Origin of the sequence: Pelosinus fermentans JBW45 (genome assembly GCF_000271665.2) — a bacterium.
GTDB lineage: Bacteria > Bacillota > Negativicutes > DSM-13327 > DSM-13327 > Pelosinus > Pelosinus baikalensis.
Window position 1 is genome coordinate 2,110,999 of the sequence record NZ_CP010978.1, and the last position, 12,850, is coordinate 2,123,848.

Annotated in this window: 15 protein-coding genes; 11 read left to right on the top strand and 4 right to left on the bottom strand. The window is 37.9% G+C overall.

Going from position 1 to position 12,850, the window contains the following annotated elements; all coding sequences use genetic code 11:
* Window positions 1-19 precede the first annotated feature (19 nt).
* The 7 genes from trpB (at window position 20) to JBW_RS09035 (ending at window position 6,254) form a co-directional block, all read left to right on the top strand.
* Window positions 20-1,201 carry a tryptophan synthase subunit beta gene (gene trpB, locus JBW_RS09005; RefSeq protein ID WP_007953116.1) on the top strand — a complete coding sequence of 394 codons (1,182 nt, stop codon included), beginning with the start codon at window positions 20-22 and terminating at the stop codon, window positions 1,199-1,201.
* Window positions 1,201-1,992, top strand: coding sequence for a tryptophan synthase subunit alpha (gene trpA / locus JBW_RS09010; RefSeq protein WP_007953117.1), 792 nt, complete (start codon window positions 1,201-1,203; stop codon window positions 1,990-1,992). Before trpB ends, trpA begins: the two co-directional genes overlap by 1 nt.
* Window position 1,993: 1 nt before the next feature.
* A complete protein-coding gene (trpE, locus tag JBW_RS09015; protein ID WP_007953118.1) occupies window positions 1,994-3,487 on the top strand; it encodes an anthranilate synthase component I in 1,494 nt (497 codons plus the stop codon).
* Window positions 3,471-4,034 carry an anthranilate synthase component II gene (locus tag JBW_RS09020; protein WP_007953121.1) on the top strand — a complete coding sequence of 188 codons (564 nt, stop codon included), beginning with the start codon at window positions 3,471-3,473 and terminating at the stop codon, window positions 4,032-4,034. Before trpE ends, JBW_RS09020 begins: the two co-directional genes overlap by 17 nt.
* A gap of 23 nt (window positions 4,035-4,057) precedes the next feature.
* The gene (gene pheA, locus JBW_RS09025) at window positions 4,058-4,918 is read left to right on the top strand and encodes a prephenate dehydratase (RefSeq protein ID WP_007953123.1); all 861 of its coding nucleotides are present in this window, start codon (window positions 4,058-4,060) and stop codon (window positions 4,916-4,918) included.
* Between the two features lie 22 nt (window positions 4,919-4,940).
* Entirely contained in the window at window positions 4,941-5,399 is a 459-nt protein-coding gene (locus JBW_RS09030) for a GNAT family N-acetyltransferase (RefSeq protein ID WP_007953125.1), read from the top strand.
* A 90-nt stretch (window positions 5,400-5,489) separates the two neighbouring features.
* Window positions 5,490-6,254, top strand: a complete 765-nt coding sequence (locus JBW_RS09035) for a DUF4931 domain-containing protein (RefSeq protein ID WP_007953126.1) — start codon at window positions 5,490-5,492, stop codon at window positions 6,252-6,254.
* A gap of 82 nt (window positions 6,255-6,336) precedes the next feature.
* Here the strand turns inward: JBW_RS09035 and JBW_RS09040 are convergent, their stop codons facing one another.
* Window positions 6,337-7,212, bottom strand: coding sequence for a LysR family transcriptional regulator (locus JBW_RS09040; RefSeq protein WP_007953127.1), 876 nt, complete (start codon window positions 7,210-7,212; stop codon window positions 6,337-6,339).
* A gap of 175 nt (window positions 7,213-7,387) precedes the next feature.
* Between JBW_RS09040 and JBW_RS09045 the strand changes: the two genes are divergently transcribed.
* On the top strand, window positions 7,388-8,602 hold the full coding sequence (locus JBW_RS09045; protein WP_007953128.1) for an MFS transporter: 1,215 nt from the start codon (window positions 7,388-7,390) through the stop codon (window positions 8,600-8,602).
* Between the two features lie 57 nt (window positions 8,603-8,659).
* On the top strand, window positions 8,660-9,298 hold the full coding sequence (locus tag JBW_RS09050) for an RNA polymerase sigma factor (protein WP_007953129.1): 639 nt from the start codon (window positions 8,660-8,662) through the stop codon (window positions 9,296-9,298).
* A gap of 155 nt (window positions 9,299-9,453) precedes the next feature.
* Here the strand turns inward: JBW_RS09050 and JBW_RS25275 are convergent, their stop codons facing one another.
* Entirely contained in the window at window positions 9,454-9,594 is a 141-nt protein-coding gene (locus JBW_RS25275; RefSeq protein WP_007953131.1) for a hypothetical protein, read from the bottom strand.
* A 116-nt stretch (window positions 9,595-9,710) separates the two neighbouring features.
* On the opposite strand from JBW_RS25275, the gene JBW_RS09055 reads away from it, so the two are divergent.
* A complete protein-coding gene (locus JBW_RS09055) occupies window positions 9,711-10,598 on the top strand; it encodes a DMT family transporter (RefSeq protein WP_007953133.1) in 888 nt (295 codons plus the stop codon).
* Between the two features lie 68 nt (window positions 10,599-10,666).
* Here the strand turns inward: JBW_RS09055 and JBW_RS09060 are convergent, their stop codons facing one another.
* The gene (locus JBW_RS09060) at window positions 10,667-10,963 is read right to left on the bottom strand and encodes a zinc-ribbon domain containing protein (protein WP_007936327.1); all 297 of its coding nucleotides are present in this window, start codon (window positions 10,961-10,963) and stop codon (window positions 10,667-10,669) included.
* A 381-nt stretch (window positions 10,964-11,344) separates the two neighbouring features.
* On the opposite strand from JBW_RS09060, the gene JBW_RS09065 reads away from it, so the two are divergent.
* Window positions 11,345-11,764, top strand: a complete 420-nt coding sequence (locus JBW_RS09065) for a bacteriohemerythrin (protein WP_007953135.1) — start codon at window positions 11,345-11,347, stop codon at window positions 11,762-11,764.
* Window positions 11,765-11,839: 75 nt separating this feature from the next.
* On the opposite strand, the gene JBW_RS09070 is transcribed toward JBW_RS09065, so the two are convergent.
* On the bottom strand, window positions 11,840-12,796 hold the full coding sequence (locus JBW_RS09070) for a metal-dependent hydrolase (RefSeq protein ID WP_007953136.1): 957 nt from the start codon (window positions 12,794-12,796) through the stop codon (window positions 11,840-11,842).
* Window positions 12,797-12,850 lie beyond the last annotated feature (54 nt).

Consider the following 12,850-nt stretch of genomic DNA (forward strand, 5'->3'; position numbering starts at 1 on the left):
TAATAAGGAGGAATAGAATATGCCTGATAAAAATGGGAAATTTGGAGGATTTGGTGGTCGATTTGTACCAGAGACGGTGATGCCAGCTTTGATTGAACTGGAAGAACGTTATGAATTATTAAAGAATGATACATCTTTTCAGGAGGAACTGCACTTTTATTTACAGGAGTATGCAGGTCGTCCCACTACCTTATATTTTGCAAAGAATTTGACAGCACATTATGGACGGGGGAAAATCTACTTAAAACGGGAAGATTTACTGCATACAGGAGCTCATAAAATCAATAACGCCATTGGGCAGGCACTGTTAGCTCGTCGTATGGGGAAAAAGAAAATTGTGGCTGAGACGGGTGCCGGACAGCATGGTGTAGCTTGCGCTACTGTTGCAGCTCTCTTTGGTCTAGAATGTCGCGTGTATATGGGAAAAGAAGATATAGAACGGCAGGCGTTGAATGTATTTCGTATGCGACTCTTGGGAACCGAGGTAATACCCGTGACGAGTGGTACTGGTACGTTAAAGGATGCCACAAGTGAAGCCATTCGTTACTGGGTTACGAATGTAGAGGATACTCATTACATTATTGGCTCCGTCGTAGGACCTCATCCTTATCCTATGATTGTACGGGATTTCCAAAAGATCATTGGTGAAGAAGTAAAAGCACAAGTTATGAAATGTAATATAGAAAAATTAAAGTATATTGTTGCTTGCGTCGGTGGAGGCAGCAATGCTATGGGAATGTTTTTTTCCTTTCGCAATGACAAAGAGATTATCAAAATTGGTGTAGAGGCGGCGGGTAAGGGCATCACTACCAATGAGCATGCGGCATCTTTAACGAAAGGGCGACCGGGTGTGTTGCACGGGGCATTTAGTTATTTATTGCAAGACGATGATGGGCAGATCATTGAACCGTACTCCATATCTGCTGGTCTTGATTATCCTGGTGTTGGTCCTGAACATTCCTTTTTTAGGGATAATGGAATTGTTGAATATAAAGCAGTTACGGATGAGGAGGCATTAGAAGCTTTCAAACGCCTGGCTCGTATAGAAGGGATTATTCCAGCTTTGGAAAGTTCTCATGCACTTGCATATTTAGAAGAAATTATGCCGAAGACGCAAGTGGATGAAACGGTAATTGTTTGTCTTTCTGGTCGTGGTGACAAAGATGTAGATATGGCAATAAAAGTAATGGGGGGATTATAATGTCAAATTTGTCAGCAAAATTGCAAGGATTAAAAGAGTCAGGACGCAAAGGGCTCATTGTCTATCTAACAGCTGGTTACCCTGATTATGCCACAACATTAGAAACTGTTTTGGCGATGGAAGCAGAAGGGGCAGATGTGATTGAAATTGGCATTCCTTTTTCTGATCCCATTGCCGATGGACCCGTGATTCAACATGCCGCTACCTTAGCCTTAAAAGCGGGTGCAACTACTGCAAAGTCCATAGAATTAGTTGCCCAAATACGTAAAACCTCTAGTATTCCATTAGTGGTAATGACCTATGTCAATAGTATATTAGGGTATGGAAAAGAAAAGTTTATTGCTGATTTTGTTAAAGCGGGAATCGATGGGCTTATTGTACCTGATTTACCTCTTGAAGAGGCAGGTTTATTAGAAGATATTTGTACGAGGCAAGGTATTCCTCTTATTGGGCTTATTGCGCCAACATCGACAGTAGATAGGATCAAATGCATTGCACAAAAGGCCGAAGGTTTCTTATATTGTGTTTCCAATACTGGCGTAACAGGCGGTCAGCATAATAATTATGATCAGATTGGCGCCGTAATAGAGACCGCTCGTCAGGTCAGTCAAATACCTATGGCAATTGGCTTTGGAATTGGCAATTCTCAAGGAGCCTCTGCTGCAGCTCACTATGCTGATGCTGTTATTGTTGGTAGTGCCATTCTTGAAAAACTTACGAATGAGGGAGTTGCTGGTGTTCGTAGTTTGGTCAGATCCATTCGTGAAACGTTAGATGGGGAGAGTGAATAGGATGAAAATCATTCCCAGCTTAGCTGATTTTTCTGACCTAGCACAAGAATATAATCTGATTCCTATTTTTACTGATTTATCTGTTGATCTGGATACTCCTGTATCCATTTATTCTAAAATTACAGGCGATAATCCTGGATTTATTTTAGAAAGTGCGGATACGAGTAAAGCTTTTGGGCGATATTCTTTTATTGGAGCAGATCCTTTTATTACGGTATTGGGGAGGAGTAAAAAGACTGAGGTTAGAAAGGGACAGGATGTTACTACAATTGATGCTCCACCGCTTGTTGCACTGCAAAGGATATTAGGACAGTTCTCTTTTCCTAATATCCCTGAATTACCTCCTTTTAGCGGCGGGGCAGTTGGATATTTTAATTATGAAACTGTAGGTACATGGGAAAAAATTAGAGGAATGAATAATCCTGAAGATGAAATTTTAGGCGAATTTATGTTCTGCCGCATCATTATCGTTATGGATCATCTCACCCATTCAGCAAAATTATTATACCTGGCTAGTATTGAGCCTGGTATCGACACTTGTGCAGAATATGAAAAAGCCGTTGGACATTTGCGTGGTTTAATAAATAAAATTCAGCAGCCAGTTGCAATATCCCAAAATACAGATCGTAAGTTAGAAGTACAAGTAACTTCTGTAGGGCTGGATGATGAAAAAATTAAACAAAATTATTTAGGCATGGTAGAAAAAGCAAAGGAATACATTGCTGCAGGAGATATTTTTCAAGTTGTACTCTCTAAACCCTTTCACTTAAAAACGACTAAAACCCCTTTTAATTTGTATCGCCGCTTACGTCAAGTCAATCCTTCTCCCTATATGTTTTATATTAATGTTGGTAATAGACAAATTGTTGGCGCATCACCAGAGATGCTGGTAAAATTAGAAGGCGGCAATGTATTTACTTGTCCCATTGCTGGTACTAGGCCGCGGGGGAAAAACCAAGAAGAGGACGAGAAATTAGCAGCGGAATTAATTGCTGATGAAAAGGAAAGAGCAGAGCATTATATGCTGGTTGATTTAGGGCGTAATGATGTTGGTCGTGTAACTATGCCAGGGACTGTAAAGGTGAAGCGCATGCTAGAAGTAGAAAAATTTTCTCATGTGATGCATTTGGTTTCTGAGGTATCTGGTGTTCTTAATCCTAAATATACTCCGATGGATGTATTGGCAGCTTGTTTTCCAGCGGGTACCTTAAGTGGTGCACCAAAAGTTCGGGCTATGGAAATTATTCATGAGTTGGAGCAATTACCACGCGGACCTTATGGGGGGGCAGTCGGTTACTTTGACTTTAGAAATAATATGGATACTTGCATTACAATACGTACGATGGTCATTGATGGTGATCAGGTGGGAATCCAAACAGGAGCTGGCATCGTAGCAGACTCAGTGCCAGAAACAGAATATCAGGAAATCTTAAATAAAGCCAAAGTTTTGTTTAAAGTTATTATGGAGGATGAAAATTATGATTTTAATTATTGATAATTATGATTCCTTTACGTATAATGTTTATCAATACGTTGCTAGCTTAGGGTATGAAGTAGAAGTTGTCCGTAATGATGCTATTACTGTAGATGAAATTAGGGCAAAAAAATACGATGCTATTATTATTTCACCAGGCCCAGGTACACCTAGTGACGCTGGAATTAGTAAAGAGGTCATTGCAGCCTTTGCTGGTCAATTGCCGATTTTGGGTATCTGTCTTGGTCATCAGGCAATTGGTGAAGTTTTTGGCGGGAAGGTAGTGCGTGCTCCTAAGCCTATACATGGTAAGGTGTCAGATGTCTATCATAAAGAGGATGGGATTTACCAAGGATTGTCTCAGCCTTTTGTTGCAGGGCGCTATCATTCCTTGCTGGTGGAGGAGGAGAGCGTACCTGATTGCTTAGAAATAACAGCCAGAACAGCAGAGGGTTTGATAATGGGACTTAGACACAAAGAATACCCGATTGAAGGTGTGCAATTTCATCCCGAATCGGTGTTAACGCCAGAAGGAATGAGGTTGTTTGAACATTTTTTAGTTAAGTAGATAAAAGGCACAGGAGGAGCAACATGGAGCTTAGCAGTTGGTGTGGGAAAGAGGCGATCATAGGTTATCTTGGTCCCCATGGTACTTATAGTGAAGAAGTGGCATTTCGTCTATACAATAAGGATCAAGTGAGTTTTAAAACCTATTCCAGCATTGATATGGCCATCAAAGCGGTAGAGTTTGGCGAAGTATCCCAAGGGATTGTTCCTGTGGAAAACTCCCTTGAAGGTTCAGTAAATGTTACGTTGGATATCTTAGCTCACGAAGTCAATTTATATATTAGGAAAGAAGTGATCTGGCCAGTACGACATAATCTTTTAGTGAAAGAGTATTGGGATGATGTTAAGATCATCGTTTCTCATCCCCAGGCGCTGGCCCAGTGTCGTCATAATCTGAGGCGGCTTTATCCCGATGCTGAACTAAGAGCTATGAATAGTACGGCTGATGCTGCGACTCTTGTTGCTAGTGGCGTAGAAAACTATGCAGCTGTAGGGAGTCAAAGTGCCGGCGCTCTTTATAATTTACAAACCATGGCTGGTGATATTCAGGATAGTTCTACCAATTGTACACGTTTTATTGTCTTAGGCAATAGCCCGATAGATACTCATTCTTTGTCAGACCCATGTAAAACTTCTGTTGTTTGCAAAATGAATGGAGAACGTCCAGGTAGTTTATGTGAGATTCTACAGGAATTTTCCAGACGGAATGTTAATCTTACAAGAATCGAATCCAGACCGGCACGAACTGGCATGGGAAATTACATCTTTTTCTTTGATATGGATGGTAGTATGGAAAATAATAGTGTTCGCAGTGCAGTAGAGGCTGTAAAAGAAAAAAGCCTATGGTTTAAGAGTTTTGGCTCATATCCTATATGCACGTTGTAGGAAGGGATTAGAGGGGATACATATGCAATATAGTATTGTAAATACAGATTATGAATTACAATTATGTTTAGCCTTACGTCGGAAAGTATTTGTGATCGAGCAAGGCATCCCAGTTGATCTTGAAATTGATCAATATGATGCCGCTCCTCATGAATGTGTACATGGACTGATTATCGCTGAGGATGGCGAAGCGGCGGCTACAGGGCGGTTAATACCCTATGGAGAAAATAGCGGCAAACTGCAGCGTATTGCTGTACGTAAAGAGTTGCGTGGCAGTGGAGTAGGGCGAGAAATTGTGAAATTGTTAGAACAGCAAGCGGTTGCTGGTCATTTTTCCAATGTGCTTTTGGACGCCCAATGCAGTGCAGAAGCATTTTATGCTAACTTGGGTTATGTGACCTTATCGGTGGAACCGTTTTTAGATGCTGGTATCTGGCATGTTAGAATGAAAAAGGATTTAATAGCACATTATATAAGATAATCTATTTAATTTTAGAGGGAATTTATCGATAATCTTGAAATAATAATCATATATATAATAACCATTTAAGATTATCGATAGGAGATAGATATGGTAGACATGGCGAAGCATTTAATTTTTGACTCTGCGATTGGGAGTTTTAAACCAGAGAATATTGTGAATACAGAAGTGAAATGTCCATTTTGCTGTAGGGAGAAGTTAGAGCATGTGTTAGCAGAAGATGGTACAATTATACTTTTAAAAAATAAATACCCTGTTTTGCGGGATACCTTACAAACAGTCATTATTGAAACTGATCAATGTCACTCAGAATTGTCTCTTTATCCGAAAGAACATTTGCATAAATTATTTCGCTTCAGTATGGAAAAATGGCAAGACATGATAGCAAGCAGAGAATTTGAATCGGTACTCTTTTTTAAGAATCATGGTCCTTTTTCCGGAGGTACGATCCGGCATCCTCATATGCAGATTGTAGGTTTAAGAACGATTGATTATGCTCCGCGGATCCCAGTGGAAACGATGGATGGAACTGTGATCCATCAAAGCAGAGGGGCTGAGTTGAATCTTGCCAAAGAACCGAAAATTGGATTTTGTGAGTTCAATGTGAAGCTAAAAGATGTATCGGCTTTAGACAAGATGGCGGATTATATACAAGTCATAGCGCATTATTTATTGAATCATTTTCATAAACGCTGTAATAGTTATAATATATTTTTTTATCAGCTAGAAGGTAAAATTTCTGCTAAAATTATGCCTAGGCTTGTTACTTCTCCTATATTTATTGGTTATTCAATTCCTCAGGTGTCAAGTCGTGGGGAAGAGGTTATCAAAGAGATACAAAAGCTATATTTTTAAAGCTGAAAATAGTAGTTTATAAATAAACGGCTTCTTCACCAATGGATGAAGAAGCCGTTTATTTATTTGATTAAGGTAGAGGTTAAGAAAGAGATTGTATTACAAAGTTTTTGAATCGTTGAGCGGCGGGAGATAAATAACGTTCTTTTGTCCAGGCGATTCCGATGACCCTCTGGCATTGAGGCTTGGAAACAGGTATAAAGGATATATTAGTTTTATCTAGACCAAAAACATGGGGAATGAGTGCCACTCCTAATTTAGCTTCGACGAGACCGGCAACGGTCAGAATTTCCTCACCTTCAAAAGTGATAAATGGCTTTAGATTTACTTCTTTAAAGAAATGGTCAGTTAAAATACGTAAGCCATAATCTTTTTTAAACGTAACAATTGGATCAAGGGCAATTTCTTTAAGCTCGATGGATTTTCGCTGGGCAAGTCGGTGTCCAAAAGGAACTACAACAAATAACTCTTCGGTAAAGAGTGGTTCCCACTCCATATAGTCTTTTGTTGTTACAGGAGAACAAAGACATAAATCAACTTCTCCTGCTTCTAGTTGATCTAAGAGGAGAGTAGTAGCATTTTGATAAAGCTTAAATTGTATATTTGGGAATTTGGAGCGGAATTTACTTAAGAGACTTGGTACAAGATTCGAACCAAGAGAGTGAAGAAAGGATAAGGACACGCTGCCATAGTCAGGATGTATTAAATCGTGAATAACTTGTTTTCCTGCATCAATTTCTTGTATCGATCGTTCTACATACTGCAGAAAGATGACTCCATACCGATTGAGGACAATGTGTTTACCGCGACGTTCAAATAGTGGAAATCCTAGTTCCTCTTCAAGTTTTGCGATAGAACGGCTAAGAGCGGGCTGAGAAATCGATAATTGTTCTGCAGCATGAGTAACGTGCTGCAATTGGGCAACTAATCTAAAGTATTCCAGTTGATGCCACTCCATATCTTGACCACCTTTTGTCATGTTTATTTCAATATAAGTTAGATGATGCGTTGGGAAATATCTTTATATAATTATAACACATTAATTATATAAAAATGATGCATTGGACAGATGATACTCTGGAGGTTAATATGATAAAAAGAGAATGATTGTTGATTAGAAAGGACTGTGGGTTATGGAGACCTATATACAAAAGAATAGTACAGCATATTGGCGAGGGATATCAGCTATGTTTTTAGGAAGCTTTGTTACGTTTGCTTTGCTTTATTGCATGCAGCCCTTAATTCCGGTTTTTTCAGAAGAGTTTCATATAGCACCAGCTTATGCGAGTTTGTCAATATCTCTTACTACAGGAATTATGGCAGTTTTTATGTTGTTAGTTTCTTGGTTTTCCGATGCAAGGGGAAGGAAAATTGTGATGGCAATATCGTTATCAGTCTCTGCCATATTAGGGCTTATAATTGCTTTCTGCAATAACTTCTCCATCTTGCTCATATTACGGATATTGCAAGGAATCATGCTGGCCGGATTTCCTGCTATTGCTATGGCATACGTAAATGAGGAGTTTGACCCTAAAATAGTAGGTATGGTAATGGGGATTTATATTAGTGGCAATTCTGTTGGTGGTTTAGCTGGGCGTATTATGGTTAGTACATTGACAGATTTCTCTACATGGCATATTGCAGTGGCTGGCATTAGTGCAATTGGGCTATTATTGAGTATTTGGTTTTGGATTGCTTTACCCAAATCCCAGAATTTCTCCCCCAAGAAAAGGGATTTGAGAGAAATACTTGCTGCTTTGACTAAAAAATTGCAGAATATAGAATTACTCATGCTATATAGTATTAGTTTTTTAATTATGGGGGGATTTGTAACCTTATATAATTATATTGGTTACTCTTTAATGGCTCCACCTTACAATTTAAGTCAAACCCTGGTTGGCTGTATCTTTGTTGTTTATCTGATTGGAACCTTTAGCTCTACATTTATGGGAAAACTAGCGGATAGTAAAGGCAGTTCAAAAGTGTTATGTTTGTCCATTGGTATTATGTTACTAGGTTGTTTGACTACCGTACATGAAAGTCTATCCATTAAGATTATGGGCGTAGCCTTATTTACCTTTGGCTTTTTTGGCAGTCATTCTGTAGCAAGCAGTTGGGTAGGGAAATGTGCTCATTCTGACAAAGCGCAGGCTGCTTCTTTATATCTGCTTTTTTTCTACTTGGGTTCTAGTACAATTGGGACAATCGGAGGAAAATTCTTGCTTTGGTATGAGTGGGAGGGAGTCGTTATTGTTATTGCTCTTGCCCTAGTACTGGCCTTAATACTTTCAAGTGTCTTATTACTACGGGAAATTCGTTATAAGATATACTCGGTGACTCAAAGCTGACTTCTTTCTCATATAATGATATAATTAGAAAAAATCCCCTGGAAAGGAATTGTAATTATGAGTGAGACTGTACAGTCTATTGACCAAGAGATCCTTTCATTCTATCGGCAAGGTGATCATGATCAAGCACTAAAGCTGTTTATAAATCAATACCAAGCTAGATTATATGCTTTAGCATATAAAATGCTGGGAAATCATGATGATGCGATGGATGCTTTGCAAGAGATTCTATACCAGGTAAATCGGTCTATGCAAAATTTTAAGGAAAAGTCCAGTTTATACACTTGGGTGTATCGCTTGGGTTCAAATGTCTGCTTTAACTTTCGTAAGAAAAGGAATCAAACTGCAAATCAGGTAGAATGGGATGAGAGTTTATATCACTCGATGATGTTGCCCATCGAGCAGCCAAATGAAGATCCGGATAGAATGTGTGAGGTTAAGTATAAGCAGTACTTGGTTCAGCAGGCTATTTTAAAATTGCCCGAAAACCAGAGGATTCTTCTTGTTTTACATGATATTGAAGGAATTTCAAGTTCAGAAATTGCACAAATCCTAAATATTAATATCAATGCGGTCAAGTCCCGCCTTCATCGCAGTAGAGTAGCCTTGCGTAATATTATCAGTAAAGGATTCTCCGTTAAAGGAATGGAAGGGGTAGGAACGTTTTCTGTTAATTCTTCTGGTCATTTACGATAAGTGTTATAGCAATTTGCAAATGATATCCAGGTATGGAAGACTATCCGTAGAAGAGGTTTTGCAATCATTGTGCTGTAGTTCATACATATAAATAATAAGAAGGCTTTTACTAGTCTTTAGTAAAAGCCTTCTTATTCCTTTACACAAAAATATAATTAATTCTTCGCTCCTAACTTCCGTAAACAATATACAAGATTTTCTTTTTTACGATGGAAATTGATACACTCACAGCATTTACCGTGGCGTTCGCAATCTGCCTTTGGACAGGTACAATTTTGTTCATTACAGCCAGCCATAAAAAACCTCCCTACCATTCTTTTATTACTATTTTATTATAAAGGCAGGCGAGAGTAAAACATTTATTAAGAGTAACGAAATAATTTTACGAAGAGATACGATAAGGAGAATACGAATGTCTGAAAATAAAGTTTGTCTACTAATGGTCTTTACAGCTCTTTTCTGGTCGGGTGCATTTATAACAGGGAAAATCGCAGTACTGCAATTTCCGCCCTTTGCTCTGACCTTTTTCCGTTTTTTGCTTGCATTGCCGTTTATATTCTTTTTGTTATACAGTAGGGAGAGGGAAAAGTGGTTACCGAAAAGAAATCAGTGGCTGCCTCTTACTATATTAGGGATTATAGGTACCTTTTTTTATCATGTCTTATTTTTTAGTGCATTACGATATACTACAGCAATTAATTCTTCCTTGATTGGTGCAACCAATCCAGTATTGACAACTCTTATGGCGGTTTTATTCTTCAAGGAGCATATGACACCAAAACGTTTGGTTGGCATTATTTTTTCTTTTTCAGGTGTCTTTCTGATTGTAACGAATGCAGATTGGCTGCTGATCTCTACGTTTAATTTTAATTTTGGGGATATACTCATGTTTAGTGCTGTTTTTAATTGGGCATTATATGCTCTTTTAAGTCGTTCTTTTATGCAGAAGTATTGTTTGTCACCATTAATGGTGACAGCCTACACATTTTTAGTTTGTGTAGTCATATCCATACCCTTTGTAATAGCAGAAGATCCTGCATCTTATTTATCTAAAACCAGTGTAGCTGGCTGGTTGTCAATTGCATATATGAGTATATTTGCGTCTGTATTAGGATATTTAATTCAATTGTTTGCGATTGAAAAAATTGGTGCATCTCGTGCTGCAGTATTTGTTAATTTGGTACCTATTTTCACAATTGTCCAATCGGTTTTCGTCTTAGGAGAATCTTTTACATTATTTAAGTGTATAGGGGCCTTGGGGATTATTACAGGCGTATACCTAGCGACAAGATCTAATTGAATTTAAGCAAAGGCGTCAAATTCTAAGGAAATAAAAAAGTCCCTGTCATAGACAGGGACTCTGACATCCTAGCGGTTCTGGCTAAAGCAATCTCTGCAATAAACAGGACGATCACCACTTGGACGGAAAGGAACTTGTGTTTGAACGCCACATGCTGCACAAGTTGCATCATGCATTTCACGTTGTTGGAAGCTGCTGTTGCGACCGCCACCGTTACCGTTTCTTTGTTTGTGAGCTGCTCTGCATGAAGGGCAACGTCCTGGCTCGTTAGTAAAGCCTTTTTCAGCAAAGAAATCTTGTTCTGAAGCTGAGAATACGAATTGGTCTGCGCAATCGCGGCAAGTTAAAGTTTTGTCTTGGTTCATGTGTTGTATAGCCTCCTAAAATCTGTTACTAAAATAGGGAATGAGAATATTCATTGTCTCTTGTTAAAGTTACGTTAACAAGAAAGATGAGAAATCCAATCGATCTATTTAAGTGCTTCTAAATCATACGCTGAATTGATATAAAAGTAAAGAGGATTTTTACTAAATTTTAAAAAAAATTATAAAAACTATAAAAATAGTCTCTATTTAACAATTAATTGATAAATTTTCTCATAAAAAAGAGAAAAATGGTATTGTTTGGATCTCTTTTCCAGAAAAAATGTTTATATTTTAGTGGATAAATTATATAATGAGCAGGTAGGAACTTTTCTCTTTTAGGTAAGTGACAAAGAGAATACAAGTAAAATGGAGGAACTAAATATGGAGTTTTTTGAATGGGATGAAAGCTTTTCAACAAAAGTTCAAAGATTTGATGATGATCATAAAAAATTACTGACTTTATTCAATAATGTATATCATCGTGTGTTTGAATGTGAAAATTTGGAAGAAGAAAGAGAATTAACGCAACATACCTTAGTTGAATTATTAGACTATGTGAAGTATCATTTTTCCGCAGAAGAAGAATTAATGATACAGTTGGGTTATCCTCAATATTTAGAGCATAAAAAAGAACATGGATCTTATATAGCCGAAGTGAATAAATTCTTAGATCAGCATAAAAAAGGGGCGGCGGCATTGTCTTTTCCGACCTTTATGTTTCTTAAAGAGTGGATTACTAAGCATATTTTAGTACGTGATAAGGAGTATGGACAATTTTTTAATGATAAAGGAATCAAATAAAAATCGTTCATTCTCTAACTTTTATAGCAATTTTGATAAATAGTTGGGGCTTTTCCACACTATGAATAGTAAATTTTAGTGTAAGTCACAAGGGATCTGGGTAGTGCTGCCGTAAGTATGAAGATAAGAAGTAGTGGGATGGTTACTATTATGATCGAAAATAATAGTAGCCCGATGAAGAAATTGTTTATCTAAAACATAGCGAAGGTCATAAATTGTAACCGAGATGGAATGAGGATTTTTCTGTTCTTCGAAATAAATAAAGGGCGTAAAGGTAGCAAAAAAGTCTCCTATTAGCGTTTTTTTTGCTTGCAAAGTAAGAATCGAAAGGTCCTTTTGCTTTACTAAATCAGCATGAAGTTTTAATGCCGGGGAAATGGTTCCTAATTGTCCGACCAAGTAAGCATTTTTGGTTTCTAAAACAAAATCCCAGAATAATATGCGTTTCAATGATGGCATGACAGTGATTTGCAAAATATCTCGTTGGGAAAATAACCGATGAAGCTGTTTTGTTGCTTTTTTGCGCAAGACCATTCTAAAAAATATATATGCTGTAAGAATGATAAACGTAAGGCACGATAATGTGAACATTGTAAAATCGAAAGCGTATACACTGAGTAATAGCACGAAGAGTATAGGATCAAATACATTTAAAAGTTGTAAGCTTTTGCGTTCTTTTTGAATTGGCCATAAGATAGCAGCGCCATGGGTATTAAAATAATCCATAATGATATGAGATAAACTACCAGAGAAAGCCCATCCCAATAAGGTAAGGAAATTAGCTTGTGGCATAATAATAGATAAAACTGCACTGATCAGGAACGACCATAGAACTAAGCCCGGGATGGAATGAGAAAAAGCACGATGTTGCCTAAGATAAGAGAATTTTCCTTTAATTTGTGCAATGATATCAAAATCCGGCGCTTGCGAGCCAAGAATAGCAGCTAGATAAATCGGATCATAAATGGACAAAGGATGACCAGATAATCCTGCAATCGCGATGCCAACAAGTGCATGAGAGAAAGAATCCATAATGAATGTGCCTCCAACTTTCTATTTTGTTTACATAACATTATAACACAGAAC

Bases quoted from the DNA above. Each gene is read 5' to 3' on its own strand.
- JBW_RS09040 (WP_007953127.1), bottom strand. From the start codon at position 7,212: ATGGAGTGGCATCAACTGGAATACTTTAGATTAGTTGCCCAATTGCAG.
- JBW_RS09045 (WP_007953128.1), top strand. From the start codon at position 7,388: ATGGAGACCTATATACAAAAGAATAGTACAGCATATTGGCGAGGGATA.
- trpE (WP_007953118.1), top strand. From the start codon at position 1,994: ATGAAAATCATTCCCAGCTTAGCTGATTTTTCTGACCTAGCACAAGAA.
- trpB (WP_007953116.1), top strand. From the start codon at position 20: ATGCCTGATAAAAATGGGAAATTTGGAGGATTTGGTGGTCGATTTGTA.
- trpA (WP_007953117.1), top strand. From the start codon at position 1,201: ATGTCAAATTTGTCAGCAAAATTGCAAGGATTAAAAGAGTCAGGACGC.
- JBW_RS09035 (WP_007953126.1), top strand. From the start codon at position 5,490: ATGGTAGACATGGCGAAGCATTTAATTTTTGACTCTGCGATTGGGAGT.
- JBW_RS09070 (WP_007953136.1), bottom strand. From the start codon at position 12,796: ATGGATTCTTTCTCTCATGCACTTGTTGGCATCGCGATTGCAGGATTA.
- JBW_RS09050 (WP_007953129.1), top strand. From the start codon at position 8,660: ATGAGTGAGACTGTACAGTCTATTGACCAAGAGATCCTTTCATTCTAT.
- JBW_RS09030 (WP_007953125.1), top strand. From the start codon at position 4,941: ATGCAATATAGTATTGTAAATACAGATTATGAATTACAATTATGTTTA.
- JBW_RS25275 (WP_007953131.1), bottom strand. From the start codon at position 9,594: ATGGCTGGCTGTAATGAACAAAATTGTACCTGTCCAAAGGCAGATTGC.
- pheA (WP_007953123.1), top strand. From the start codon at position 4,058: ATGGAGCTTAGCAGTTGGTGTGGGAAAGAGGCGATCATAGGTTATCTT.
- JBW_RS09060 (WP_007936327.1), bottom strand. From the start codon at position 10,963: ATGAACCAAGACAAAACTTTAACTTGCCGCGATTGCGCAGACCAATTC.
- JBW_RS09020 (WP_007953121.1), top strand. From the start codon at position 3,471: ATGATTTTAATTATTGATAATTATGATTCCTTTACGTATAATGTTTAT.
- JBW_RS09065 (WP_007953135.1), top strand. From the start codon at position 11,345: ATGGAGTTTTTTGAATGGGATGAAAGCTTTTCAACAAAAGTTCAAAGA.
- JBW_RS09055 (WP_007953133.1), top strand. From the start codon at position 9,711: ATGTCTGAAAATAAAGTTTGTCTACTAATGGTCTTTACAGCTCTTTTC.